Source organism: Acidimicrobiales bacterium, assembly GCA_016794585.1.
In the GTDB taxonomy this organism is placed as follows: Bacteria; Actinomycetota; Acidimicrobiia; order Acidimicrobiales; family DATDAH01; genus JAEUJM01.
On sequence record JAEUJM010000011.1, the window covers coordinates 186,692 to 210,788 of the forward strand.

The 24,097-nt window shown below is 66.5% G+C and carries 22 protein-coding genes; 12 read left to right on the forward strand and 10 right to left on the reverse strand.

All coding sequences use genetic code 11. From position 1 onward, the window contains the following. Positions 1 to 38: 38 nt before the first annotated feature. Genes JNK12_05285 through JNK12_05295 form a run of 3 tightly spaced genes read right to left on the reverse strand, consistent with a single transcriptional unit; the run spans position 39 to position 1,833 of the window. A complete protein-coding gene (locus tag JNK12_05285; GenBank protein ID MBL8775318.1) occupies positions 39 to 1,043 on the reverse strand; it encodes an SDR family NAD(P)-dependent oxidoreductase in 1,005 nt (334 codons plus the stop codon). After that, positions 1,040 to 1,390, reverse strand: a complete 351-nt coding sequence (locus JNK12_05290) for a hypothetical protein (protein MBL8775319.1) — start codon at positions 1,388 to 1,390, stop codon at positions 1,040 to 1,042. Before JNK12_05290 ends, JNK12_05285 begins: the two co-directional genes overlap by 4 nt. Continuing rightward, positions 1,387 to 1,833 carry an SRPBCC family protein gene (locus JNK12_05295; GenBank protein MBL8775320.1) on the reverse strand — a complete coding sequence of 149 codons (447 nt, stop codon included), beginning with the start codon at positions 1,831 to 1,833 and terminating at the stop codon, positions 1,387 to 1,389. Before JNK12_05295 ends, JNK12_05290 begins: the two co-directional genes overlap by 4 nt. A gap of 147 nt (positions 1,834 to 1,980) precedes the next feature. Here JNK12_05295 and JNK12_05300 point away from each other — a divergent pair, with 147 nt between their 5' ends. Then, complete coding sequence (locus JNK12_05300) at positions 1,981 to 2,745, forward strand: hypothetical protein (GenBank protein MBL8775321.1); 765 nt, start codon at positions 1,981 to 1,983, stop codon at positions 2,743 to 2,745. Positions 2,746 to 2,921: 176 nt separating this feature from the next. On the opposite strand, the gene JNK12_05305 is transcribed toward JNK12_05300, so the two are convergent. After that, on the reverse strand, positions 2,922 to 4,601 hold the full coding sequence (locus JNK12_05305) for an AarF/ABC1/UbiB kinase family protein (GenBank protein ID MBL8775322.1): 1,680 nt from the start codon (positions 4,599 to 4,601) through the stop codon (positions 2,922 to 2,924). Between the two features lie 771 nt (positions 4,602 to 5,372). On the opposite strand from JNK12_05305, the gene JNK12_05310 reads away from it, so the two are divergent. From JNK12_05310 to JNK12_05335, 6 genes are all read left to right on the forward strand, one after another. Beyond that, positions 5,373 to 6,437, forward strand: a complete 1,065-nt coding sequence (locus JNK12_05310; protein MBL8775323.1) for a hypothetical protein — start codon at positions 5,373 to 5,375, stop codon at positions 6,435 to 6,437. Between the two features lie 1,079 nt (positions 6,438 to 7,516). Further along, a complete protein-coding gene (locus JNK12_05315; protein ID MBL8775324.1) occupies positions 7,517 to 8,008 on the forward strand; it encodes a hypothetical protein in 492 nt (163 codons plus the stop codon). Between the two features lie 182 nt (positions 8,009 to 8,190). Next, a complete protein-coding gene (locus JNK12_05320; GenBank protein ID MBL8775325.1) occupies positions 8,191 to 8,982 on the forward strand; it encodes a hypothetical protein in 792 nt (263 codons plus the stop codon). Positions 8,983 to 9,047: 65 nt separating this feature from the next. Further along, positions 9,048 to 9,731, forward strand: a complete 684-nt coding sequence (locus JNK12_05325; protein ID MBL8775326.1) for a matrixin family metalloprotease — start codon at positions 9,048 to 9,050, stop codon at positions 9,729 to 9,731. A gap of 103 nt (positions 9,732 to 9,834) precedes the next feature. Continuing rightward, a complete protein-coding gene (locus tag JNK12_05330; protein MBL8775327.1) occupies positions 9,835 to 10,890 on the forward strand; it encodes a hypothetical protein in 1,056 nt (351 codons plus the stop codon). Then, positions 10,887 to 12,275 (forward strand): sortase, encoded by a 1,389-nt coding sequence (locus JNK12_05335; protein MBL8775328.1) that lies wholly within the window; start codon positions 10,887 to 10,889, stop codon positions 12,273 to 12,275. Before JNK12_05330 ends, JNK12_05335 begins: the two co-directional genes overlap by 4 nt. A gap of 21 nt (positions 12,276 to 12,296) precedes the next feature. Here the strand turns inward: JNK12_05335 and JNK12_05340 are convergent, their stop codons facing one another. Next, on the reverse strand, positions 12,297 to 12,608 hold the full coding sequence (locus tag JNK12_05340) for a hypothetical protein (GenBank protein ID MBL8775329.1): 312 nt from the start codon (positions 12,606 to 12,608) through the stop codon (positions 12,297 to 12,299). A 367-nt stretch (positions 12,609 to 12,975) separates the two neighbouring features. Here JNK12_05340 and JNK12_05345 point away from each other — a divergent pair, with 367 nt between their 5' ends. The 3 genes from JNK12_05345 to JNK12_05355 are packed head-to-tail and all read left to right on the forward strand — an operon-like array spanning position 12,976 to position 17,185. Continuing rightward, positions 12,976 to 16,143 (forward strand): AAA family ATPase, encoded by a 3,168-nt coding sequence (locus JNK12_05345; protein ID MBL8775330.1) that lies wholly within the window; start codon positions 12,976 to 12,978, stop codon positions 16,141 to 16,143. After that, a complete protein-coding gene (locus JNK12_05350; protein ID MBL8775331.1) occupies positions 16,140 to 16,484 on the forward strand; it encodes a cupin domain-containing protein in 345 nt (114 codons plus the stop codon). The genes JNK12_05345 and JNK12_05350 overlap by 4 nt, the downstream gene beginning before the upstream one ends. Next, positions 16,481 to 17,185: an SDR family oxidoreductase gene (locus tag JNK12_05355; protein MBL8775332.1), complete on the forward strand. Its 705-nt coding sequence runs from the start codon at positions 16,481 to 16,483 to the stop codon at positions 17,183 to 17,185. The genes JNK12_05350 and JNK12_05355 overlap by 4 nt, the downstream gene beginning before the upstream one ends. On the opposite strand, the gene JNK12_05360 is transcribed toward JNK12_05355, so the two are convergent. From JNK12_05360 to JNK12_05380, 5 genes are all read right to left on the reverse strand, one after another. Then, positions 17,171 to 17,839, reverse strand: a complete 669-nt coding sequence (locus JNK12_05360; protein MBL8775333.1) for a hypothetical protein — start codon at positions 17,837 to 17,839, stop codon at positions 17,171 to 17,173. The genes JNK12_05355 and JNK12_05360 overlap by 15 nt on opposite strands. 4 nt (positions 17,840 to 17,843) lie before the next feature. Beyond that, positions 17,844 to 18,506, reverse strand: a complete 663-nt coding sequence (locus JNK12_05365) for an NTP transferase domain-containing protein (GenBank protein MBL8775334.1) — start codon at positions 18,504 to 18,506, stop codon at positions 17,844 to 17,846. Next, on the reverse strand, positions 18,503 to 19,336 hold the full coding sequence (locus JNK12_05370; protein MBL8775335.1) for a class I SAM-dependent methyltransferase: 834 nt from the start codon (positions 19,334 to 19,336) through the stop codon (positions 18,503 to 18,505). Before JNK12_05370 ends, JNK12_05365 begins: the two co-directional genes overlap by 4 nt. Before the next feature lie 1,126 nt (positions 19,337 to 20,462). After that, positions 20,463 to 20,957, reverse strand: a complete 495-nt coding sequence (locus tag JNK12_05375) for a DUF2321 domain-containing protein (protein MBL8775336.1) — start codon at positions 20,955 to 20,957, stop codon at positions 20,463 to 20,465. A 272-nt stretch (positions 20,958 to 21,229) separates the two neighbouring features. Next, on the reverse strand, positions 21,230 to 22,183 hold the full coding sequence (locus tag JNK12_05380; protein ID MBL8775337.1) for a site-specific integrase: 954 nt from the start codon (positions 22,181 to 22,183) through the stop codon (positions 21,230 to 21,232). A gap of 397 nt (positions 22,184 to 22,580) precedes the next feature. Between JNK12_05380 and JNK12_05385 the strand changes: the two genes are divergently transcribed. Then, positions 22,581 to 23,054 carry a hypothetical protein gene (locus tag JNK12_05385; GenBank protein ID MBL8775338.1) on the forward strand — a complete coding sequence of 158 codons (474 nt, stop codon included), beginning with the start codon at positions 22,581 to 22,583 and terminating at the stop codon, positions 23,052 to 23,054. Continuing rightward, positions 23,051 to 23,989 (forward strand): HNH endonuclease, encoded by a 939-nt coding sequence (locus JNK12_05390; protein ID MBL8775339.1) that lies wholly within the window; start codon positions 23,051 to 23,053, stop codon positions 23,987 to 23,989. The genes JNK12_05385 and JNK12_05390 overlap by 4 nt, the downstream gene beginning before the upstream one ends. Positions 23,990 to 24,097 lie beyond the last annotated feature (108 nt).

Here is a 24,097-nt window from a genome sequence, read left to right on the forward strand (position 1 = left end):
TCATCGGCGGGGCGGCCGGACGCGCCGCCGTGACGTGGTCAGCCGAGCAGCTCGGCTCCCACGCCGCTGCGCTCGAGGCACCAGTCCCACAGGCGGGCCCGCTCATCGGGGGTGTCGGAGCGACGGGTGGCGGGCAGGCGGTGGATGGGGCGGGGGCGCCGGTCGAGCCAGAAGCGGCCCGACGTGTCCAGCGGCTCGCCCGTGTCGGCGGCGAGCCAGACGAGGGTGTCGGCGCCCTGCTCGGGCGTGCGCAGCAGTGGGCCGACGATGGTGCGGAAGCGGGGGAGCGAGCGCTCGACGCCCGGGGTGTCGGCCCAGCCGGGGTGCACGGCGTGGCACACCACGTTGCGGTCGGCGAGTCGCTCGGCCCACAGCTCGTTGAGAGTGACCTGCGCCCGCTTGGCCCGGGCGTACTGCTCGGTGCCGTTGTAGTGGTCGGCGTCCATCTCGAGGTGGTCGATGTCGAGCGCGGCGCTGTACATCCCGCCCGACGACATGGTCAGCACCCGAGAGGCGGCTGCTCCCGTGTTGTCCTCGCCGCCGCCGAGCCGGTCGAGCAGCCGGGCGGTGAGCAGGAAGGGCCCGACGACCTGGGCGGCGACGGTGCGCTCGATGCCATCGGAGTTGTCGTGCCGCTCGGCGTCGAGGGCACCGGCGTTGTGGACGAGCACGTCGACCCGGTCGTGGGCGCCGGCGATGGCGGCCGCGGCAGCCTCGACGGCGTCGAGCTCGGACAGGTCGGCGACCACCGACTCGACCCGCGCGTTGCCGGTGGCGTCGGCGACCTCGTCGCGCACCCGATCGGTCTTGGCGGCGTCACGGCCGACGAGCACGAGGGTGGCGCCGTTGGCCGCCATCTGCCGGGCGGCGGCGAGCCCGAGCCCCGAGGTGGCACCGGTGATGACGACGACCTGGTCGCGCTGGTCGTACTCGTCGAGGCGCTTCCACCCCTCGGTGCAGGAGCGGACGTCGTACCCGAGCCGGGTGAAGCTGGGGGCGATGGGCCACTCGAGTGCGGCGTCGACCACGTCGGCGGCGTTCACGACGCCTCGCTCTCGCCCCAGGTGCTCAGTTGGGGCTCGGAGGCGATGGGCCGGCGTCCGTCGAGCTCGGGTGCGGCGGACCGGTGCGCCCGGCGGGCAGTGTCGTACGCCGCGGCGGGGACCAGTCGCCGGTTGCGCATCGGGTCCGGCATCTCCGCCCTGGGGGACCACCGCCTCGCTGGGACGGTCGCCGCCCCGCAGTGCCGCCCGTCCGTATTCGGGTCCGCCGCGTTCGCCTCGAGCGCCGCCGCGCTGTCGATGGACGATGCGTCGACGGGATTGACCCGGTTGAAGCCGGGCGAGAGGGCCCACGCCGCCGCGGCGTCGAAGAAGGCGGCGTGGCTCATGTCGGAACGGCGACGCCGTCGAGCGCTCGGCGCAGCCCGGCGGCGGCCCGGTCGCCGATGCGCCCGAAGGCCAGCCGCAGCAACGGGTCGAACAGACCGAGCGGCCCGTTCAGCGTCAGCTCGGCGTCGTAGGTGACGATCGACCCGTCGCCGTCGGGCACGACGGTGATGCGGTCGGTCGAGGTGAACACCCCGCTGCGGGCCACCACGAGGCAGCTGCGGGGCGCGTCGTGCTCGACCACCTCGTAGCGCAGGGTCAGGTCCCGTGGGACCGCCGCCACGGTGACGTCGTAAGCGGCGCCCAACTCCGATCCTGCGCCGGCCACCTGGACCGACCGCCGCACACCGGGGTCCCACTCGGCGAAGTTGGTCAGGTCGGCGACGTAGTCGAACGCCTCGTCGGCCGAGAGCGGCGTCTGCACTCGGGTCACGTAGCGGGCCATGGAACGGATCCTCCGTCGGAGTTCGGGGCGTACCCGACTTCCTACCTCGATTTAGCACTAAATATTCCCCTTCGACCGACGGTGCCGGGCGACCGGTCACAGCGGAGCCGTACCCACAGAGGTCCATCCACCTTCCAGAAGCCGCCCGTGCCTCCATCCCCGCCAGACGATCGCCGCCGTGCCTACGCCGCCGCATCCAAGCTCACCCGGGACCGCATGGCGGCCGAGGCGCCCCTTGCCGCCGAGGCCCTCGCCGCCATCGAGGCGTCCGACATCGTGGTGGTGCCGGGCGGCTACGACCACGTCGAGCAGGTGCTCGAAGCGCTCGGGCTCCCGCACGTGATGGTCCACCCGGGCCAGCTCGCGTCGGCCGGGCTGCACCCCGGACAGCTGCTGGTGATCAACTGCCCGGGCCAGCTGTCGGAGATCGACCTGGCCGCGGTCGGGCGCTTCGTCGACACCGGGGGCACGCTCTTCACCACCGACTGGGCCCTGCGCCACGTGATCGAGCCGGCCTTCCCGGGGGTGCTCGCCTACAACCACCGGCCCACGTCCGACGCGGTGGTGCCCATCGAGGTGCTCGACCCCTCCAGCCCGTACCTCGCCGGCGTGATGGACCAGCGCGACGACCCGCAGTGGTGGCTCGAGGCGTCGTCCTACCCGATCACGGTCCTCGACCCCGCCCGGGTGAACGTGCTGCTGCGCAGCCCCGAGCTCGGCGACCAGTGGGGCGAGGAGGCCGTCGCCGTCACCTTCCGCCAGGGCGAAGGCGAGGTGTTCCACATGATCAGCCACTACTACCTCCAGCGCACCGACCTACGTAGCGGCCGCCACCGGATGGAGGCGTCGTCCTACTGGGCCAGAAGGGCATCGACATGGACGCCGAGTCCGAGCAGCTCGCCGACGGCCTGACCCTCGGCGACATCGAGTCCGCCCACTCCTCGGCCCGGCTCTTCGCCAACATCGCCTCCGACAAGAAGCGGCGCCAGTTCCGCCGGCCGACCTGAGCGACGGCTCTCCGGCGGGGCGGTCAAGCGGGTCCTCGCCTGGCGGCGGTGGTGGTTCGCGCCGGCGTGGCCTCCGATCGGTCAGGGGCGACCGGGGCGTCGGCGCTGAGGGAGGTCGTTGCGGAAGGTCGACCACAGCAGCCAGACGCCGGCCGATGCGGCGAGGCCCAGGAGGATGATCGACAGGGTGGGGTAGCCGAACAGCTCGTGGCGGGCGTCGCCGCGGCCGAAGAGCGAGGCGCCGAGGATCAGGGCGGCGGTGATGACGCCGGCGGTGACCCGGTTGGCGATCTTCTGGATGCCCCGCATGAGCTCGGCGTCGTCGATGCCCTGCACGTTGAGGGTCAGCTCGCCCTCGGCGAGGGCGTCCATCACCTTGTTGACCCGGGAGGGCAGGTGCTCGGCGAACTCCTTGGCGTCGAGCGCGGCCGTCAGCAGGTTCCCGGGGGAGGCGCCGGCCGCCATCTTGCGCTGCATGATCGACTGCAGGTGGTCCCGGATCTCGGCGTTGGGGTCGAAGGTGGGGGCGAGGCGGCGGGCCACCTCGTCGAGGTTGAGCAGCGCCTTCGACACCATGGTCAGCTCACGAGGTGGGCGCAGGCCGGCGGCGGCGGAGGTGCGGGCCAGCTCGCCGACGAGGCGTCCGGCCTGGATCTGCTCCAGGCGGGCGGTGCGGTACTCGTCGAGCAGGTCGACGCAGCCGGCGGTGAACGCGGCGGCGTCGAAGTGCGGCTGGGGGTCGCCGATCTTGGTGAGGACCTCGGCGGCCCGGTCGCCCCGACCCTCGCCGACGGCGATGAGCAGCCGCACCAGCTGGTCCTGCAGCGGCGCCTGCACCCGGGCGGCCATCCCGAGGTCGATCAGGGCCAGGCGACCGTCGTCGGTGAGCAGGATGTTGCCGGGGTGCGGGTCGGCGTGGAAGAAGCCGTCGACCAGGATCTGGTCCAGGTAGGCGTCGAACAGGGCGGTGGTCAGCGCCGGCCCGTCGATCTCGAGCTGGGCGAGAGGGCCGAGCGACGCGACGTTTCGTCCGGGCACGAACTCCATGGTGAGCACCAGCGAGGTCGTGTAGTCGTCGACGGGGGCCGGCACGATCAGCTGCGGGTAGTCGGCCAGGTTGGCCCGGAGGAGGACGAGGTTGGCGGCCTCGTGGCGGTAGTCGAGCTCGTCGAGCAGGGAGCGGCGGAACTCGGTGACCATGGCCGAGAAGCCGAGGTCGCTGCCGAGCTGGGTGTGCTCGTCGACGAAGGCGGCCAGCTCGGCGATGACCGCCATGTCGTCGACGATCTGGTCGCGGATGTCGGGCCGCTGGACCTTGACCGCCACGTCCCTGCCGCTGCGCAGCGTCGCCCGGTGGACCTGGCCGAGCGAGGCGGCGGCGAGCGGCTCGTGGTCGAAGAAGGTGAAGGCGTCGGACAGGCGGACGCCGAGCTCGCGGGTAACGATCTCCTCGACGGCGGCGAAGCCGAACGGCTCGACCTCGTCCTGCAGCCGCGCCAGCGCGTCGAGGTACACCGGCGGGAGCAGGTCGGCCCGGGTCGACAGCAGCTGCCCGAGCTTGACGAACGTGGGCCCCATCGACTCGAGCGACGCCGCCAGCTTCTCGGCGGCGGCGACGTCATCCTCGTCGACCGCCTCGAGCTCGTCACCCTCGGCCAGCACGTCACCGTTCGCCTGCCGCACCCGCAGCGCATGCTTGACGAGCAGCGCGCCGATCTCCCCGTAACGGGCGACGTGGCGCGGCTTGATCGAGAGCTCCATGGGACGTTCCGCCTTGTCGGTGGTGGTTCGGGCGCGCCACGGCGCGCGACGGCGCCCAGGCTTGCGAAGGCAGACGAACTTCTACCCACGCCGTAGGTGAGATGACCGTCGATCGGAGGGCCGGTCCGAATGCGTGTGCGGCGACACCTCGTGCGTCCCCCGCTAGTTCGTTTCGCTCTCGGGCTGTCGTAACGACTGACTACCCCAACGGGCCATGCCCATGGCGCCTCTTCCGGTAACTGCTCAAGCGTCGCGACTGTGTTGCGAACTCGCGAGGTGGTTGCTTGCTGCTGTGCGTCGTTCAGCCACCGCGTGGACATCAGGCGCCGCCATCCGCCGCCGCTCGGCCAGCCCTGCGGGATCTCGGGTAAACCCCGCATGTGATGTCGTCAGCACCAGCCCTTCGGCCGGCGATACAGTTGACCACGCTCGAAAAGCTGCTCAGGGAGTAGTGAACGCCATGCGTCAAGTGCATATCGCCAAGCCACCGTTAGGCAACCGGATGTGGGACACGTCACGCGCATAACGCAACGGTCGAGTAAGCCACTTCAGTTTGACTTGGGTTGCCTATCGTTGCAGCGGTGTCGAAGGGGATCCAGGGCTGTGGTGACAAATCGATGTCGGACAAGACTCTGAGCGTCTGCGCTTGACGCAAGTAGCTGGATAGCTGCGGGCAGGGTTGCCTCAGCGCTACCTTGGCGCATCCGCCCTCGTGGCCCTCAAACTTCGATCACAAGAGAGACCATGGATCTAAGGCCCTTCGCTAGCATCGTGCAGCTCACGGATCTTCATCTCTTTGTTGACCATCGTGGTGCCACCAAACCACCACAAGAGCAGCGCACCGCCACCCGGAGGGCGACACGGCTCGCAGGACCTCTCGCGAACGAACTCGCCCACGCGGGGCCCCGGGACGTTGGCAACCTGCTGCGACTTGTTCCCCAAGCCGTTGAAAGCGAGGTGCAATGGATCGATGGGGCGGGCCCGGTGATCGTCGTTCAGACCGGAGATGTAGAGGCATATGGTCAGTTAGGCACAGAACCATTCCAAGGCTTCGACTTCCTTCAAGAGACTCTCTATCCCCGACTGCGAGACGCGGGGGTGGCGCACATCATCGATCTGTTCGGCAATCACGACGTGTGGCCTGGAACCTGGCCTCTATTTCGCCCAATCGGACAGATGGGTGCTGTGCGACGGCTGGCCGATGACGGTCACATGCCGCCACCTCTGCCACGCCTGGTCGAGATCAGTGACGACCTGTCCTTTGTCCTAGTCAATACGGTTTGGGCCGCCGGCCTGATGGGAGCGCTTCGCGGAGGCGTGTGCGGATCGGGACGCGTCACTGGCCATCTCCCCGGTGCGGAGTTGCCATTGAGCGCCGCCACCGACCCCCTGGGCGAGATCCGCGCTATCGGCGCTCCCCAAGCAGGCGCGCTTCGTGTCGCGCTTATGCACCATCCTCCCCACATGTTCGATAACCACATCCTCCAAGCGCTAACGACCTGCGCCCTTGACGATGCCGACGAGCTTTGCGCAGCATTGAATGACATCAAGGTCAGTCTCGTGCTAGCCGGACATCGCCATCGGATCTTTCCACCCCCCGACAGCTCGGTGGATGGCCGGGATGACCGGCACCTCCCTCTGTGGCCCGGGTCGATACAGATCACCTCCGGCAGTCCTACCGTTGGCGATCCGTCACATCGGGGGATCTCCATACTGCGGCTGCAGAGAGACGAAGCGGAGGACGTCGTTCACATCGAACGTCGGATCGTCGCTTCGGGTGCTAACGATCGGAACCGGGTCGACCCGTTCCTCGTCCGGAACCTGCCACTGCCATAGCGTGCCTGCCGAGGTCACCCAGGGAACGACACCCTTCGTCGACGGCGGCCCGAACTCGCCGAGCGCTATACAGGAACGTCCGCACAGCGACGGCCCAGACGACATCTCGAACCGCAGGAACGCACCCTCGCCCGAAGGGCAGCCGTTCAAGCGAAACGTCGCCAGGCTCACATCGAGCTCAACCTCGACATCGGGACCGACGGGGATGGCCGCGATGCTCGGGGTGCCACTATCCCCGACCCCGTCGCTAACGGCGTCCGCATCCACCACGAGTACACCGGGCACGAACGAGTCGACCTGAACCCCCACGTCCGCCGCGCTCAGCTGAACGAAGCGATTGCGGTACATGAGCTCTTGTCTCCCATTCTCGCCGAGCCAGCTCGCGGTGCAACGTGCCGTGATCTCGAGGGCGAGGTCGCCCCCGGACGCATCCAGCCCCGAAAAGAATGAGAACTCGTCGAGGTCAGTCTGCGCGCTGCACTCCTTTGCCCACACCTCGGGCTCGACCCGTGTCGATCGGTGGGCAACCAAGTACTCGAGCAGCGCGTCGAGGGCTGTCTGGGCCGCAGGGAACCAGTCCTTCTCCTTGACGGACTCGGCGATCGGCTCCAACGCACCGACTTCAATACCGAGATCTGCAAGGAATGCCTCGACTGCTGCGACTTCTCCGTCCGAGGAATTGGCGAGATCGTTCATCTGTTCCGCTAGCCCAGAGCAGGCGGCGAGCGTCATGGCGTCAAGGCATCGTTCAGTGTCCGTGGCAAGGACGTCGAACGCGCGCTCAACCAAGCGCTCCGCGCGCCAGTCGCGCTCCTGCAAGCCCTCGTGTGAGTCAAGAATCGCCGGGCTCAGTCCCAGGGGCAGGCTCCGATCCTCGGTGCCTGCCCAGTATGAGAGCGGTGCGATCGGCTGTGGGTCATGTAGGTCCATCATGCACTCCAGAGTGGTTGTAGGAGCTCTTCACCTTGTGAACGGAGTGGAGCGACAGGCTGTGACAAGATTCCTGTGCGAGCCTCCCCTGAATTGCGATCTCCGCCCCCTAGTTTGAGCACGACCGGTGATGAGGTACGAGGCATGCGGTGGTGACTGAGGAGAGACGAACCGACCGGCGACGCCTGTACGAGCAACTCCTCGACGCGGCCCACAGCCCCGACGACCTCCAACAGCTGTGGTTCCGGTTCGGCCCTGCGCTGTTCGAAGCGGACACACCATACGTCCTCACAGCGTTGAGGCATCGTGCGATCGATCGCTATCGGAGCGAAGACAGGCGCCGACAACGGGAGGAGGCGTACGCTCGGGACGCAACGTGGGCGTTGGACGCGATCGATCCCGCCGAACGCGTGGTGCAGAAACTCAAGCTCGCTGGCGTCCTGGACGCTCTCTCCCAGCTTGATCCGCGCGACTCGTGGCCACTGTGGTGGCACGTCCAGGGCCTGACCGACCCGGAGATCGCGGAGCGGTGGGATGATGCCGGCTTCGACCCATCACACCCGACGTCGTCGTTCCTCCGAAAGCATCGACAGCGAGTCCGGGAGCGGCTTCGAGACAGCATCGATCAGCGCCACAGCTGACTTCACGCACTAGGACGCTTATCACTGCTCCAAGGTAGGCCGAACTGAGCGCGCTCGAACGGACCTCGCCCGGCTGCTTGGCGAGTCGCGAGCGGATGTCCCCCACGGGGGATCGAGCGGGGAGCTTTCCGTTCGTACGTTGACCTCCAACTCGTTCAATCGACTGACCTCTGGAGGCTCACATGTGGAAATGGATCGGTGCTGCGACAGCCGGGCTGGTGCTCGCCGGTGGAATCGCAGTGGCCACCGGGGCTGATCTCATCCATCAGCCGCCAACATCGGAACTTGGAGAGTGCCGGACCGAGCCGGCGTCAGACTCCCAGGCGACCATCGTCGTGCTGTTGGGCACCAATGCGTCCGACGCCAACCTGGTGGACACCCACCTGCGGCATCTCCAAGAGGTCGTCCTTCCAGAGGCGGCTCGGGACGGTGCGCGCGTCATTGAGGGGACGATCTCGGGCGACTCGGAACGCTCGCCGACGCTCGTGGCTGACATCAGCTTCCTGCGTACGGGCGACGGGTCCGACAACCCAGAGAACCAGCAGACTTGGGCCGAAGACCAGAAGGAGGTGTTCGTCCGGTGCACGCGGTCGGCACTCCTGGGCGAACCGGCTGATCGCAGTGACGTGTTCGGTGCGCTCGCCTGGGGTTCGAACCTCTTGCCGGACCACGCAGAGATGCGTCGTATCGTCATGCTCAGCGATGCCATCAACACGACTCAGGGCTGTAACCTTACGGGGCGCGATATCGACTCCCCGGATGGTCGTGCCGCTGTCATGGCTGACTGCGGCGGCGCCGATTTCTCTGGCCTGGACGCCACGGAGGTCTGGTTGGCCGGCGTGGGTCTCTCCTCGGGATCGGACTCAACAGGGACGCTGACGCCCTCGGAACTCGAGGACTTCTGGTCATGGTTCGTCGCCGAGAAGCATGGCCAGGTCACGCGGGCCGGAACCACCCTTCTCCCCGACACCTAAGCCGACAAGTATTCGCGCTCCGAATCCTCGGTAGGGAGGCGGCCACTCTCGGCCGCCTCCTGCGCGTGTACGTCATTGCCTTCGCTGTGCTGATGGGGGTCGCTGCGGGTGCGACGGCGTTTCCAGGCGCACGGATCCCGGCGATCGGAGGCGGTGAAGGTAGCGGCTCGACCGGCAACGGGCGGGTGCCGCAGCCTCCAGCAGCCCCTTCCCCGCCGGGTGTGTACGCGTTCGCCGAGACCAACGGCGGGAAGCCGGTGACCTTCGACCCCTGCGACACCGTGTCGGTCTGGTACCAGTTGGACGGCGAGCCGTACCCTGCATCCAGAGACGTCGCCGAAGCGGTACCTCGACTCGCGATCGCAAACGGTCGGCCGGTCGGCTTCCAGACCGGCAGATCGGCCGACGGTCCAACGATCGTTGTCAGGTGGGTGTCGGCCCCGTGGCAACTTCCCGGTGAGCCCGAGCCTGACACCGTCGGCACCGGCGAATTCATGTCGATCGGCTTGACCATCACTTCCGGCACCGTCACGCTGGCGGCGGACGCCGGACTCCCGCCCGGCTTCGGGACCCGCTCCTGGGGGGTCACCTACCTCCACGAATTCGGGCACGCCGTCGGCCTCGCGCACGTGCAGGACACCGGCGAGGTCATGTACCCCGACGTTGTCCCCACCCGGCCGGCCCACTATGGCCCTGGCGACCTTCAGGGTCTCGCTGCACTCGGCGGCGCTTGCGAGCGCCCGCAGTAGCTAGGAGTTGTCCCCCGAGGGGGATCGTCCAATCAGGTTTCCTTTCTTACGGTCCGAGGAGCGGCGACCGCCGCGACTCGGACTGACCAAGGAGACCATCCTGATGAGTGAAGTCACCCCCATCTCGGGGGACTGGAGCAAGTGGCCCCGTAGCGAACCTCCGGAACTCGCGGAGGCAAAGCATCGTGCCACCGAGGCTGACCGCAAGCGGTTCGGCAAGATCGTCAATGCCGTCGAGGCAAAGATCCGTAAGGGGCTCGGCAAGCTCAAGGCGACCGTGGAGGAGGTCAAGGAGCACGAGCGTTCCGTCGGCGAGGCGGAGACGCGCATCAATGACGTGCGCGAGCGCACCGCCCGGCGCGTCCACCTCGGTCGCCGCGGTGAAACTGGCCGCACCGTCCCCACGTGGATGTACGCCCTCTGCGGTCTCGGCTTCTACGTGATCATGCAGATCGTCGACCGAGGCGCTCTGCTCGCGCTCGGGCTGTCGCTCGGCCTCACGATGGCGCTAGCCATCGCCGTCCCCGCCGTCGACCTGCTGTGCGCCCACACCGCTGGCGGCTACTACTGGCGGCGCCACGAGGCGATCTCGTCCGACGTGGAGATCAGCCCCGGCGAGCACGCCATGGGCATCGCTGCCCTCGTTCTCGGGGTCGCCCACGCTGTCGTCGTCGGAGTCATCCGAGGCCTGCGCTCGGGTCTTCTCGGGGGCCTGCTCTTCGGCATCATCGCCCTCGCCCTGTTCGCCGGCATGACGTACTTGGCCTTCCGCCACGCGGACGACGACGCCGCCGAACTCGGTCGAGCCAGGCGGGCCCGCTGGTGGGCCATCCGCCGGAAGCACGAGCGGGAACGCAAGGCCGAGAAGCAGGCAGCCTCGGTTCGCTCCGACGGGCAGAAGCGCATCTCCATCAGCGGCGAGCGCGTCGCCCGGTGGGACGCCGCGGTGGCCTCAGGCACCTACTCCTTCGAGGAGCGCAAGCCTGGCGAGCCCTTCTACAGGGCGCCCGATCCCGCCTGGGTCGAGCAGGAGCGGGAGATCGCCGCCGGCACACTTCCACACCACCTGCTGCCCTACGACGCCCGCTCGTGGGTCGACGGGGCGTGGACCAAGGAGACCGCTCAGATCGAGGAGCCCGACAGTCGGCGGTCAGCGTGAGTGCCCGCAAGGTGTTCCTCGGCCTCCTCGTCGCCGTCGTCGGCGTGGCTCTGGCCACACCGACGGCGGGCGCCTCACCGACAGACCTCGACCCGGGCGTGTTGGTCAGGGTGATCAACACGAACCCCGCCTCCTCCAACGCCGTCGTTGACGTCACTCTCGGTGACGCCACCCCGCAGAGTCTCGGCTTCGGCTCCGCGACTACCTTCGCGCGGCTGCCGGCGAACCCGGTCATCAACATCGGGCAGGAGTCGGTTCGGCTCGAGACGGCGAGCGCAGGGTGCCTGGTGACTGTCATCCTCGTCGAGCCCGACAACGACGGTCGGCAGTGGCGGGAGTTCCCGGAGTGCTCCGCCAGCCGAGTCGCCCCAGGCGCAGCCTCTCTGCGGTTCATCAACGCCACCGCCGACAGCGGCACCGTGCAGCTCGATGACGGCACCGCTGGAGATGGCTCACCTGCGGAGCCCTACTCCTCCTCGGAGCGGCACCAGGCACTCTCGGGCCGGCTCGACCTGCGGGCATTGTCACCTTCCGGCGAACAACTCGGGGACCGGACAGTCGAAGCCGCGCCCGACACGGCCTACACCGCGCTGTGGGCTGGCGGTGCCGAGACACCGTTGCGACTCCTGTGGGTCGAGGACGGGCGGCAGCCACACGACTCACCGCCCCCCGAAATTCCCATCGACACCGACGCGCCCGCGGCGCCGCACGGCCCGCACACCGCCGCGATCGCCGCAGGGTTGAGTGCTCTGGCGGTGACGGCAGCACTGCTGGTTCGGCGCCGGCCGACGACGGTCCTCGCCCTCTTGCTGCTGGCGTCCGGCTGCGCACCCAAGCCTCAGGCGGAATCGACGCCGCCGACGGCACCCGCTGAACCGACAGCGACAACGGTCACGCCCTCGCCGGACGAAGGTGAGCACGTAGGCCTTCCAGCCTTCGTGTCAGCGCCTACCGCCGACATCGATGGCGCCATTACGCCGGTGGACCGTGACGCTGGTGCCAGCCTGCCCGACGATCTTCGTGGCGATGCTGTCGCGTGGTTCGAAGGGTCAGCGCGGCCTGGCGAGTTGGGCACGGCGCTGCTGGCGGGTCACGTCGTCTGGGGAGGAAGCGACGGGGTCTTTGCCGATCTGGACCAGTTGGATCTCGGCTCACCAGTCATAGTGGACGACGAGTTGGGCGAGCGTCACCCGTTCACCGTCCAGGGCTGGGCGACAATCCCCAAAGGAGCGCTCGATCCTGGCCTGTTCAGTTTCTCACCTGAGCCCCGGCTGTTGCTGGTCACCTGTACCGGACCCATCGATCAGAGCCGTGGCCTCCGAACCAGCAATCTGCTCGTGTGGGCGGTGGCCGCCTCGACTCCGAGCGTTGTGTCCACCGTCTGACTGAAGTCTCCCCCCGACCCGTCAAGCGGTCGACCGAAGTAGGTCCGTTCGGATCAACTCGGCGAGGAGCGCTGGATTAGCGGACACTAGATGCGCGTGGGCGAGGAGCTCGAGCCCCTCCTTCTTGGTTCGGTGCCGGCCATCGACACAGAATTCCGCGACGTCCCGGATGTAGGTCTTCGGTGTCCAAACGGAGTAGTGGGCGGCGGCGGCGATCTCGTCGTAGTCGTAGCCCGCTCCGGTCATCGCGGCGAACGCGAGAGCCATCCTTGCACGAGGTGGCAGCTGATAGCGGCTCAACCACTCGGGCGGGTGCTCCGTGAAGAAGTCCACCAGGCGTTGCGCCAGGTCAGCACTCAGCATTGCGGCACCTCGGAAGCGCGGTGGCCGACCACCTCGTTGGCGCCCGACGCCGAAGACGTTCCGGTAACGCGAAACAGGAGGACCGCCTCGTGAGAGGAGAGTTGGTCCTTCGCCTCGAGATGCGCCACGAGTTCGCGGAGCGCCTGAAGGCGTCGCAGCTGATCTCGTCGACCGGAGACGCCGTGCACAGTCAGGGGCACGGCCGTATGGAGTGCGCCAGAGTGGGAGCACATGGGCTGGGTCGGCTCTGCCGACGTACGCTGCTGCTTGGAAGTCATGAGGTCGACGGTGGCGAGGCACTCGTTTCACGCCGCGGCGTAGGGGGCGAAAGGCTTTCGTGAAACGAGAAATCATCGAAGGGCCGTCTCAGGAGGCGTTTCGATCGGTCGTCGCTGCCGTCCGAGACGCTCTGCACCTGTCGCAGGCGGGTCTTGCCAAGGCGATGGGAGTGAGTTCAGCGACCCTGTCGGGCGGACTATCAGGCAGCCGACCGGTGACGATCGACACCGTCGAGCGCTTGGCGGCCGCAATCGATGAGCTACGCAGCAGCACATCTAGCGACGACCGCAAGCAGCGACTCGAGGCGTTGTCCGCTTCGGCTCACAGCATCGCAGTCGCCGTGAGGGGTGGCCCGACGACGTCAGTGCCGAAACAGGCGCGGCGCCCAGTGCGCTCGTCCGCCTCATTGCAGGATCGACTCGAACACGACCGTCTCGCGTACTTCGTCGCTCGCGACGAGGAGACGGCCCACTTTGCAACGTTCCTTAACGACGCCAGAGGCCGGCGTGCGGTGGCGGTTCTGGCACTCACCGCCGATGGCGGCTACGGAAAGACGACTCTGATCGCGCGGTTGAGGCAGGAAGCGCACGATCGTCGGTGGACCTCCGCCTACGCGCAGTTGCGCCTCGGGATGGGCCCGTTCGACATCATGTCGCAGTGGAAGTCAAGTCTTGAACCGCACCCAGGACCGCTCTACGGCGCAGCCGTCGTGGACTATGAGCAGGCAGCTGCCACGCACACGAATGCCACTGACAACGGCGACACTCTCCCGCCGGTCGGGGGCATGGTCACCGGAGCGATGGGCGACGCCGCTGAGCTGTACAACCTTGGCGCACAACTCGGTGGTGCCGCTGCGGACATCCTCACGCAGGCGCGGCGCCGGCTGACGAACGCGTTCCTCCAGGACTTGCATCCGCTCTTCGCGACACACGACGGCGTCTGCCTGATCGTCGACGACTACCACTTGGCCTCCAGAGCGACGGACGACTGGACTCGGGCTGTTCTGCTCTCGTCTCCGAACTTCGTCGGGCCGATAGCGATCCTCATCAGCGGTCGCCAACCACTCGAGGAGGTTGCTCGCGACTGGGGCCAATGGCACGAGTCGATCGAGCAGATTCCCCTCGGACCGTTGGACGACAGCGGAGTTGCTTCTTACGTAGATCGACGCCTACCCACGGCGTCATCCGAAGTGGTGAAAGCCGTAGCGGCGGCGTCGAGCGGGGTGCCGTGGCTTCTCGCCATCGCAGTCGATGAACTGCTCGCTCATCCCGAGGCTTCGGCGGACACCGTTGACGAAATTCTTCGCGGGAGGCTCTTACCCCGAGTCCTGTCACACTTCGACGCCAGCGAGCCAGGGCTGGTGGCCGTGATCGAGGCGGCGGCGCTGTTCCGTCAGTTTGACGAGGATATGGTTGCCCACGTCATCGGGCGGCCGGCGCATGAGCATCTGGCGTTTCTCAGGACGCGCGTGTCGTTCCTTCGGCCCTCCCCGGACGGGTGGACGATTGACGATCCCATCGCGGACCACGTGGCTTCCGACCTTCGCGTCCGAGCGCCTGACAGGTACAGGGAGCTGTGCGCAAAGGCGACAAGAGCCTGCGAGGAGCGGCTGCTATCCGTCGACCAAGCGACCTCGCGGGGTCAGCGGCTACGAACGCTGCGCTTGGTTCTCCTCGCGCAGGCCGACTTGCCAGCGGCGATAGCTGAACTCCGGCTGGCGACGAGCCGCGTTCGTGGCGTTCTCGTCGCCGACGACGTTTCGGATCTAGTCGATGCCGTGCGCGCGACCTCCATAGACGCTCGAGAGCACCCTGAGCTAAAGGCGATCAGCGGGTTGGCCCACCTCTCTTCAGGCCGGTATGACGCCGGGTACTTCGAACTCGAAGACGTTCTCTCCGGGGATGATCCGCGCCTTCCAACCGAGACGAGAATCGCGGCGCTGACGGGACTCGTCGATGTCTGCCACCGGCGGGCGGCCGTCGGCGAGGCCTTGCCCTGGTGCACGGAAGGGCTCGCCCTGGCTCGCGCCGAAGGGTTGGTTGACGCCGAAGCCGTCTTCCTCGCGCGATTGGCGGAAACCTACGGTGTGCTCGGTCGGCGAGTTGCAAGCACTCAGGCGATCAAGGAGTGCGAGCGCCTGCTCGCGGAAGGGGCAGTCGCGGAAGACGTCGCCGCCGAGGCCCTGATAGTCCTCAGCTACGTCTACGCGATGCGCAACGAGTGGGCGCTCGCTCGTGCCCGCGCTGACGCTGCTGTAGCTCGCGCTCAACAGCTCCATGAAGCGGTCATTCGAGCACTCGCAGACAGTCTGGCTTCGTGGACCCACACCATGGATGGCGATGTCGCACACGGGCTCGTGCGAGCGCGCGGAGCACGACGGTTCTTTCGAGAGTTGAAAGACGAGTTCCAGGTAGCGGTGGCAACGCTGAACACAGCCGAACTGCTGCGCTGCGCAGACGACATCACTGCCGCTGAACGATGGACCAAGTTGGTCCTCACTCGGTTCGCGGATGTCGACGGCGAGGGATACCGCCTAAACATCCTCTCGCACCAAGCCGAGACTCTGCTCCTCGGGGGTAGGCCGCAGGAAGTTGTCGAGCTGCTCGACTTCCTCGCGCACGACGCACCCGACCTCTACACCGACGATCGGTACCACTACGGGCTCTGCCTCCTGCACCTGGCGACGGCACGGCGCCGCATGACGGCGGACGAAGGCCTTTTCGCAGAGGCGTGCACCGTGCTCGGCAAGTCGCAGAACGTCCGCGGGCGACTCCTGGCGCGACACTGGGAGGCGTACCTAGCTGGCGCTATCGACGACCTCCGCCATGTCGCCCTCGAAGCGCCAACGGCGGAGTCGAACGACGTCGCAGCAGTGGCCTGTCATGGAATCCTCGAGGTCCAGATCTCCGCTGGGGCGTCGCTGGAGGAGCTAGCAGACCTCACAACGGCGCTAGTCGCATCCGCTCTCAGGTTCAACGTGTTCTACGGGCGACGGATGATCGCGGAAGCGGCACGCGTGTCGGAGGCGCTGTGGCCGGAACTCGCCGCCTTGGTGGCTGATCGCCGTCACGTGGACGAGACTGCTGAGCACGGCCTGTTCAGGTCGTGGGATAGTGCGCGTCGGAGTCAGTACGCGAAGATCCGCAGGCTTGAGTCCCTATCAACGCTGTTGCGCCGAGGCGCCGCTACGCCAGCACCGCCGAATCGAAGGAGGAAACACGCATGAACCGGTTCCATTTCACTGTCGCCGATGGCGAGCACTGGGGGTGGGCGGACATCGCCGGGGTGTCCCTCTCCACCAAGGACGACTGCGCTGCAATCAGCGGAGCCGTCATCACTGTTACCGGGCGTCATGGAGAGACAAGCAGCCCAATCAACGACCGCGTCTACTTCGTCCTGACCGGGATCGGGCGTTTCGCAGTCGCTGGAGAGGAGGTCGCGGTCTCTCCCGACGAGATGGTCATCGTCCCAAAGAACACTCTGTATGACTTCTGGTCGGACTCAGAGATGCGGCTCTTCGTTGTCGATAGCCCAGCCTTCGACGAAGAGACCGAGAGCACTTCGTGACAGGTGTTGCCCTTGTCACCGGCGGCGAGCGGGGCCTCGGTAGACTCATCGCCGATCGACTTGCCGCGGCCGGATACGAAGTAGTCAGCTGCAGCCGACACCGTGACCCTTCGAGCGCGAGCAAGCATATCGCGGTAGATCTGAGCGATTCTGATGCGCCGCGTCGGGTCGTCGACCGAGTCCTTGCCGAGAACGGTTGCCCATCAGTGGTTGTGAACAACGCTGGCGCCATACTTGCCTATGAGGGCCTTCCATCGGAGGATCCATCGACGGCTCTGAAGACGTTCTCGGTCAATGCGCTAGTTCCGTTGGAGTTCTGCCGGCTCCTCGCCCAGCCGATGACCGAGGCCGGCGGCGGCAACATCATCAACATAACCTCGGTGTATGGGTCGTTGGCGTGTCCAGAGATCGTGAGTTACGCCGCTTCCAAAGCAGCGCTTCTCAGCACGACTCGTTCGTTAGCGGTCTCATTGGCGGGCGGACGCATTCGAGTCAACGCGATAAGTCCGGGTAACTATGACACTGAGATGACCCAGTCGGCGGGCTCTGACTACGTTTCCGAGGTGGTCCAGAAGACACCTTGGCGCCGCCTGGGCGCGCCGATCGAGGTAGCAGATGCAGTCGAGTTCATTCTTGGCGCTGACTTCATGACCGGCCATGAGCTGGTCCTCGACGGTGGCATCTCGCTAGTCGGCGGCTGACCTGAGTTCACGCAGAGCATGGATGCGGGAATCGAGGTCCACCGGTCGCCGCTCGTAGGCAACCTCAGCCGGACCATCAACATCGCCGAGAACGTCCGAGTTGGGCTTCGATCGAGGACCGATACGGACGGTCGTGATGCAAAGCTCGTCCAGCAGGACCGTGGTGCGGTGGAACCGGTTGAGATCGATCTCGTAGAACGCATCCTCGAACAGCGCTGACTCGAGGCCGGAGAGCGCCAGCTCCTCGCCGGTTCGAACAAGAGTGGACTTGCCCGGCACGACGACGGCGAGGTAGCGAGCGCCTACTTCGTCAGCCTGTACAGCGGGCTCATCGAACTGGTCATCGCGCAGCCGTCCCAGGGTAACGAAGCTCTTCAACGGCCATACGTGGCGGTGCACCAGCCACTCCGGCTCCTGAGTGGACCGCATTCCCGCCGGCCAGACGTGGAATGCGTACCTGTCGCCCGCCGAATCGGCGCCGAACTCCATGCGATAGAACCCGAGCGGATGCCAGATGCTCTCAGGGACCGCGCGCGTCTCGAGCAACTGCTGAGCGACCGCCGCTGCCAATTCCCGACAGCGGCCGGGGTCGTCCGTGCGGAAGGCGGAACCCAACTCCTCGACCAACTCCGCCGGGACTGACGCCCCCCTCATTGGTTCACCGTACCTGGTCATAAAGGTCGAGGCGCTCGAGGTGCGTCCAGTCTGCGCCGATGTCTGCGGCGCGTACAAGCCGGGCGGATATGGCACTCTCGTCGATCAGATACTCAAGCGCTCCAGATCGACGCGTGTCCGTCGGCAGCATGGCTGGCGTGAAGGACGCCACCCCCACGCAGCAGCGTGCACCATCGCGTGCGGGAACGAACGAGGTCACGCGACCGCGCTCCACAACCGCGTGGGGATGCGTCGGAGCTCGATCACGCCGACTGACTGCCACCAGACCCTCGGAATCAGCCAATCCATGGATCGCCGCGTGGAGCCGCCGGCGGGCGACGCCGCCGAGAACGATGTCGCCATGCGAGTACACGACCCGTTCGGAGCCGTCTTCCTCGAGCGCCCGAGCGACTGCAACACCCGTCGAGTCAGTTCCAGCATCGAGCACCTCTACATCTCGAAAGCCCTCAGTCGTGACGTAGGTCCGGATCTGACCGATCAGGTGACCGGCAAGGAGAACAGTCCGGTCGCACCCAACGTCGCGTGTCAGGTCGATAGCCCAGCTCAGGGCCGGACGCCCTCGCACTGGCAACAGGCACTTGTTAATGGCAGAACCCAAGGGGCCCAGTCGCGTCCCTTGGCCACCGCAGACGACGAGGCCGATCATTTGAGCACCTCTGCTGAATTGAGCACGTACACGTGCTCTCGAATAAGGAAATCGCTGCTGCTTGAGAAGAACTCCACCGCTTGGTCGTACAAGACCTGATCAACAAGCGGTGAGCGGTACACGGTCGCTTCCACGAAGGCCGACGTCTTCGGAGCAGAGCGGGCATCAACCAAGAACTCGGGAAGATCAGTCAGGATGCCGCGCGCGTCGGTGATGTTCTCAACCACGGCCGCCTCAATTCTCGGGTCCCGTTCGATAAAATCGCGCAGCCACACAGAATCTGTCGCTCGTCGTCCCCCGCCAGTCACGTGTCGCCACAACCGTGCCGTCACGCACTCCCGATCGCGGACGACCGCAACCACCCACGATGAGGCGCACTCGAAGAGCAATCTCTGGAGCAGAGTCTCTCGGTCGCGGGTGTAGTAGAGGACGTGACTGAGCATGAAGACCGCCCCGCATCGCCGCCGAAACGGTAGTACCTCCAAGTCTGCGCACAGACCAGCCACGATTCGGTCTCGCATACGGCCGACGCCCTCCGCCACGGCACCATGGTCAACGTCCAACAGCACGATTCGCAAGCCCGCTTCTGGCAGACGATCTAGGAGCGCCTCGGACAGCCGTCCGCCCCCAGACCCGCAGTCGATGATCAGTGGAGCCTCGGTAAGAACTCCCCCCGCCGCTGTCGCTACGGTGTCCGCCAGGCCGGTCATGAGAAACTGCGACTGGAAGGCGCCGAAGACCGAAGCGCCGGGACGGCGTGAGGCTGCTGAGAGGTTCGGCGGGACTGTCCCTAAGTGACTCTTTTCGTGATCCTCGCGTTGATCGTCCAACTGGCGTCCTTGGCGGTCGTGCCGGCATACGAACATCCCGGGCAGGCTTGCAGCACAACGTGTCCCAACAACGGTAGGCGTCGCGAGATCTAGGCATGGTCCCCGGGTGGGGATGCCTGTTCGCAAGCTACTTCAGCTCGCTGCACGCTGCGGTTAGGAATCGTTGACGCGTCGTCTGGCGCTCCTCAGTTGGGGCATCACGTCTGCCGGCATGGCCGCCCACGACAAGCCATCCCCACGGGGCGGTTTCGTTCGTCCGTCGGCGGTTGATCAGCATCGAAAAGGGCGCGTGCACCTTCGGTCTGCTAGCCGGGGAGGACGTGCTGGTCAGTGCTCATGGTGAAGGCCACGTAGGCGTGGCCGAGAGCGGCGCCCGACCCTGGGGTCGGTCAGCCCGGGCCTTTGTGATCCGCGTCTTCGTTCGCTCGTGGCGGCGACTCGGTGAAGGACCACGGGGTAGAGCCGTCTGGTTCCACTGGCCCTCGCCTGTCGACGGTGACCTCCGCAGGTCGACAATCGGGGCGAATCTGGTCTCGTGGTTTCGTAGATTTGATTGACTCCATGCCGCCGAGTGGCGCAGGCCGTTGCCGATCTTTCGACCCGGATGGGGCTCCGTTAAACCTCGGACTCATGACCCGAGCGCTAGTCGGACGAAACACCTGATCGGCCTTCGGATGCATCATCCGATTGGCTGAGCGACGCCGGTCCGAATGCGCGTCGAGGTGTCGGCACTCGATCGCGCACGCCATGCTCAACACTCCCGAAGGCCGCCGAGATGATGTCGGCGACCCGCAGAACGTTCTCCCTATTGCCGCGACGCCCGACACGCGAACCGGTACAGGAGCTATTCCAGCAACGCTGTCGAACGCCTGGTCTGCCGCTCCCTCGTGGTCGGGTCGTCCACAATGATGCCTAGGCGCTCAGCCTCATCGGCGCCGTGTTCGCCGGCCAAACTGGGATGGATCACGGGCCGCCGCACCTCTCTGAGGCTTCCGGCTGGATTCAATACTCCGCGCCAACTGAGATCCAGCCGAAAGTCAGGGGCCTGAACGCCGAGCACCACGTGCCTCGGAAGCAGCCGTCCCGCGAGTTATGTGCGGCAATAAGTCGAAATGAGCTCAGGCAGCTAGGTAACGAGCCCCAGCTTTTTCATCGTGTACGCAGTTGCCACCGTCTCCACCACCTTCACGGCCTTCGCCAGGGCCCCCGGTGCCACATCGTGCAGTCGTTGCCACCGCTCGGTTGCCTCCTCATCAGAGAGTTCGCCGGACCGCAGGTCTTCCAGCTGCTCATGAATCGTGAGACGGTCGGCTTCCGTCAGCCCGGCCTCTTCGTCGAGCCGGTTCTCGAGTTCCCAAAGTCGCGCCTGGCGACTCGCCCACGGGAACGGACCTCCGCAGTTGAAGCAGAACGACGGGGGATCGTAAGGGGACTTGTAGGCCACCATTTTTCCCGGAGGCGCCGAGAGACCTCGAAGCGCTTCGTCACAGTCAACGCAGTGCGTTATGAGCATGGCGCCACATGTCTCGCAATGGTCCGACGGCGGCATGCGGGACGTATCGGTCACGTAGACGTGGCCGCGCCGGCAGACGCATGCTTCCGAGTAGTAGTTGGCTGGCATGGATGACCCCTGACTGAGCGACGTCCGCTTCCGTTCCGCCGTCGCGGACCAGCCACCACTCTGCCATCCAGACAGCGCCAGCCGCGCAGTTCGGAGACCAGTTGTCGTTGAGCTTCCATTACGCCTGTTGATGCGCCGTGGTCGGGATCCCGCGACAAGCAATGAAGAGGTTCTCCTACGCTCCGTGGGGGAACTTGGCGCGCGTAAGACGAGCCGTGGGCCGGAGCGGACAGCCCGTCTGGCGATCGGGCCCATGACCCGAGTGGCCGGCGTCAGTTGGCGCCGCCGCTGACGAGGTCGGCGATCTGCTGGGCGGCCGCTGCCTGCATGCCGGGGAGGACGTGCTGGTACTGCCTCATCGTGAACTCAGGCGACGCGTGGCCGAGTCGCTCGCTCATGACGCGGACGGGCACACCGGCGGCCAGGGCGAGGGTGGCGTGGGTGTGTCGGAGGTCGTGAAGCCGGATCCTCCGCAGTCCCGACCGGGCGACGAGGCGGTCGAACCGTTGAGTGAAGAGATCAGGGTGGAGCCGCTCTCCGGCGTCATCGGTGAAGACGAGGTCGCCAAACCCAGTCTCTTGACCACTGGTGATCGTGGCGGACCGGTGACGTTGCAGGGTCGACGAGGAGCCCTCGTCAAGCTCCACCTGTCGTGGCCTGTGGGTCTTCGGTGTCGACTCCTGGACCTGGTAGCCGATGGACACCAGGGTGTGGCGAACGACGAGCCGACTGTTCGGAAGATCAACGTCGCCCCACTGGAGGCCGAGGATCTCGCCGCGTCGCATCCCGGTGAGCGCAGCAAGGTGGATCGCTGGATAGATGCGATCGTCAGCCACCGAACGAAGGAACGTCTGTAGCTCGTCCGCGTTCCAAGCACTGGACTCATGAACCGGCCGGTTCACCCTTGGGGGCTTTGCCCGGCTGGCAGGATTTGCGGCGACCAGACCGAGGTCTGCTGCGTCGGCCAGCGCTCCATGGATGATGACGTGGATATATCGCACTGTCGTCGCGCTCAGGCCGCCGCGACCGTTTCGCTTGCCGTGCTCAAGGAGGCCCCCGTAGAGGACGTTCAGACTTCGGGGCGTCAGCTCGGTCAACAACGAACTGCCAAGTTGTGGCAGCACGTGGAGTTCCATGTTCCGTCGGTAGGAATCCCAGGTGCTTGGTTTCAGGCGACCCCGCATCGACGGCAGCCACTCGCCTCGAGCGAACTCAGCGAGCGTCACGGTCTCGGGTTCGGATGAGTCCGTAGGATCTGGCATGTCGGTACCTCCCGGGGTGCCGGCCAGGCCCCGGGGTGTTTGCCGCACCGCCGGGGCCACTCAGTTAGGGCTGAGTTGGTTTGTACTCGAAATCTATCACCACATGCACCCGAAGCGGTCGGGAGGAAAGCGGATGGGCCGAAGGCGGGTGTATGCAGATGAGCTCGTCGGTGCCGCCGAGATCGCCGAGCGGCTCTCCCTAGCGCACTCGCAGATGGTCCACACGTGGCGTAACCGATACCCCGACTTCCCTGAGCCGGTCGCGATGTTGAAGCGTGCCATGGTCTGGTCCTGGCCGGATGTCGAGGCCTGGGCAAGGAAGACCGGGCGCCTCCGCTCCAGCTGACGATCGCTTAGTGAGATGACCATCACCTGGAAGCTCGACGTTCGCCGCCAGACGACCTCTCCGCGCAGGTCGCAGCGGCCGGGTAGCTCTCCCGAACGCCGCCGGCCCGACCGCAGTACCGTCGCCGACGTGGCCCGGGCTCGTGACGAGAAGATGGAGCCGGACTTGCTGCGTCGCCTGTCGGCGGCGGTGCAGGCCGGGACCACGATCCTGACGATCGCCAACTCCCAACCGAACAAGGTCGTGGACATCGGTCCGGACGGTGTGTGGATCAACACCGACAAGTCGTCGAACGAGCGTGGCCCACAGTTAGTGCCGGCGTGGATGCTCAATGAGGCATGGGCACATCTGACGGCGGATCGGTCGCTCTCGAACACCGACCTCATCAAGACGGTCAAACGGTCGTCGGCTGTCCTGGCGCTTCTACGCCAGTTGCCAGGGGTGACCGTTGTCTCCACCCGGCCGGTCGTTCTGCGACTGGCCACATGACCGACCTGAGCCGAGATGCCACTCGGGACCTCTGGCTCAGTCGGGTCGCTCGGGTCCGCCAGTTCCGCAAGCACGGCGAGCGGGCGCCACACAAGCCGCTGCTCCTCCTCTATGCCCTTGGCCGAGTGGCTAGCGGCGCCGGCGGTCCGATCCCGTACCGCCAGGCCGAACCCCAAGTGAGCCTCCTGCTCGACGAGTTCGGGCCGCCGCGCAAGAGCCACGCCTCCTATCCCTTCCGCCGGCTCGCGAACGACGATGGCATCTGGGTCTTGACCACACCGAGCGGTGAGGACCCGGGGGACTCCGCCGGCCGGCTCAATGCGCTTGACGCCGTCGGATCGTTCAGTCCCGAGCTCGAGGGCGCTCTACAGGCGGACCCGGGCCTGGTCGTACTGCTCGCCAGATTCCTGCTCGAGGACAACTGGCCGCAGAGCCTGCACGTCGAGATCGCCGCCTCGGTCGGCCTTGACCTCGACGTCGCGGACGTGGCCCTGGTCCGCGAGCGCCTCGCCGAGGATCGCCGGCGCCGGGACCCGCACTTCCGGGAGCGGGTCCTGATGGCCTACGAGTACCGCTGCGCCATGTGTGGCTACGACGGGAGGATGGACCGGGCCGCCGTCGGGCTGGAGGCGGCCCACGTCCGCTGGTGGTCGGACGGCGGTCCCGACACCATCGAGAACGCAGCTTGCTTGTGCAGCCTCCACCACGTGCTGTTCGACAAAGGGGTGCTTGGCGTAACGGCGGACTACGAGGTTCAGGTGTCGAAGCGCTTCGTGGGTCGAGGCGCCGCAGCCCAGACCCTCGTCCTCGATCTCGCCGGCCGCTCGATGCTCGAGCCTCAGGCCGGGGAGACCCCGCCTGCGCCGATCAACCTTGACTGGCACGCCACCCAGGTCTTCCGTGAACCGGCTCGCGTTGCTGCGGGTCACGGATGACATGAAGAGAGGGTCGCCGGTCACGGCGCCGCTGTAGAACCCGACGTAGTAGAGAGACACTGCCTCCACAGAACAATAGGCGCGCGAGGAGCGAGTGCATGGCGGAAA

Excerpts from the sequence above, each read along its gene's own strand:
- JNK12_05295 (MBL8775320.1), bottom strand. The coding sequence starts at position 1,833 with ATGGCCCGCTACGTGACCCGAGTGCAGACGCCGCTCTCGGCCGACGAG.
- JNK12_05330 (MBL8775327.1), top strand. The coding sequence starts at position 9,835 with ATGAGTGAAGTCACCCCCATCTCGGGGGACTGGAGCAAGTGGCCCCGT.
- JNK12_05350 (MBL8775331.1), top strand. The coding sequence starts at position 16,140 with ATGAACCGGTTCCATTTCACTGTCGCCGATGGCGAGCACTGGGGGTGG.
- JNK12_05365 (MBL8775334.1), bottom strand. The coding sequence starts at position 18,506 with ATGATCGGCCTCGTCGTCTGCGGTGGCCAAGGGACGCGACTGGGCCCC.
- JNK12_05290 (MBL8775319.1), bottom strand. The coding sequence starts at position 1,390 with ATGAGCCACGCCGCCTTCTTCGACGCCGCGGCGGCGTGGGCCCTCTCG.
- JNK12_05385 (MBL8775338.1), top strand. The coding sequence starts at position 22,581 with ATGACCATCACCTGGAAGCTCGACGTTCGCCGCCAGACGACCTCTCCG.
- JNK12_05320 (MBL8775325.1), top strand. The coding sequence starts at position 8,191 with ATGTGGAAATGGATCGGTGCTGCGACAGCCGGGCTGGTGCTCGCCGGT.
- JNK12_05390 (MBL8775339.1), top strand. The coding sequence starts at position 23,051 with ATGACCGACCTGAGCCGAGATGCCACTCGGGACCTCTGGCTCAGTCGG.
- JNK12_05375 (MBL8775336.1), bottom strand. The coding sequence starts at position 20,957 with ATGCCAGCCAACTACTACTCGGAAGCATGCGTCTGCCGGCGCGGCCAC.
- JNK12_05360 (MBL8775333.1), bottom strand. The coding sequence starts at position 17,839 with ATGAGGGGGGCGTCAGTCCCGGCGGAGTTGGTCGAGGAGTTGGGTTCC.
- JNK12_05305 (MBL8775322.1), bottom strand. The coding sequence starts at position 4,601 with ATGGAGCTCTCGATCAAGCCGCGCCACGTCGCCCGTTACGGGGAGATC.